Here is a 1,120-nt window from a genome sequence, read left to right as displayed (position 1 = left end):
GAACGCTTCCGTCGTCAGGTCGCGCTCGACGAGCCGCGTGGAGGCCGCCTGCGCCAGCGCCAGCGCGTGCGCCGGCTGCGCCAGCATGCGATCGGCCGCGCCGCGCATCGCGCTCGCGTCGAACGCAGGCACGTAGGCCGCGCAATCGGCCGGGAAATAGTCGCGCAAACCGCCCACGTCGCTGACGATCATCGGCTTGCCGACGGCGGCCGCCTCCAGCATCACGGTGATGCCCGACGCGTGCCGGTTGGGGCGCAGCGGCACCACGATCACGTCGGCCCAGTCGTAGAACGCGCGCTGCTTGGCGATGCCCGACACCGAGGCGATCTCGACGTTGTCGCGATGCAGTTCCTGCGGAATCCGCCGGCGCGTGGCCAGCTTGACCTCGTAACGCGCGTTGCCGCCGAACGCCTCGATCAGCGTGGCCCAGTCGCGGTCGCGATCGTTGCCGATGGCGGCGATCCGCAGCGGCCGGTTCGGCGTCCAGATCGCCGGCCGGCGCACCGGAAAATCCTGCGTGTTGAGGCCGTAATAGACCATCACCGCATCGCGCTGCAGATAGTCGCGGCACAGCACGGCGTTGTCGCGCGCGAGCGTGGTCAGCACGTCGGCGCGCGCGAGCAGCTTGCGGTACACCCAGCGGCGCAGCGCGCCGAACTGCGGCCAGCGGTCGAGCAGCCACACGCTCTGCGCGAGCAGGCGCGGGCGCGTGCCGCGTTCGCCGGCCAGCTTGAGGATCAGCGCGGCGGCCAGATGCTCCTGCTCGGTGTGCGTCCAGATCACGTCGGCGGCCAGCAGCGCCTCGCGGTTGCGCCAGGCGTGGATCGCGTCGAAGCCGAGCGCGGCCTTCAGCGCGCGGCGCGCGAGGCCGACCGGGCGCCATTCGCGGCGGTCCTGCGAGTAGCTCATCGCGAACTCGTCCGAGGCCGCGTGGTGATAGCCATACAGGCAGCCGATGTTGTCGCCGGCACGGTAGGTGCGCGGATCGGCGCCATAGAACAGATGAACGTGGACCTGGGTGGCGGTCATGCGAAGCTCCGGGTTCGTGATTCGGGATGCGGGCGGTCGGGGCAAATCGGGGCCGCGCGCCTCAGGCCGCCGCCAGCGGGCGCGCGGCCGG

Annotated in this window: 1 protein-coding gene; it reads right to left on the bottom strand. The window is 71.6% G+C overall.

Annotated features, from left to right (window positions below; all coding sequences use genetic code 11):
- Window positions 1-1,029, bottom strand: a 1,029-nt coding sequence (locus G3N92_RS34300; RefSeq protein ID WP_206131908.1) for a glycosyltransferase, incomplete at its 3' end; no start/stop codon positions are given.
- Window positions 1,030-1,120: the final 91 nt, after the last annotated feature.

This window comes from Burkholderia sp. Ac-20379, from assembly GCF_017104645.1.
In the GTDB taxonomy this organism is placed as follows: domain Bacteria; phylum Pseudomonadota; class Gammaproteobacteria; order Burkholderiales; family Burkholderiaceae; genus Burkholderia.
The sequence above is the reverse complement of the archived record's forward strand: the minus strand, read 5'-3'. Positions and strand labels throughout refer to the sequence as shown.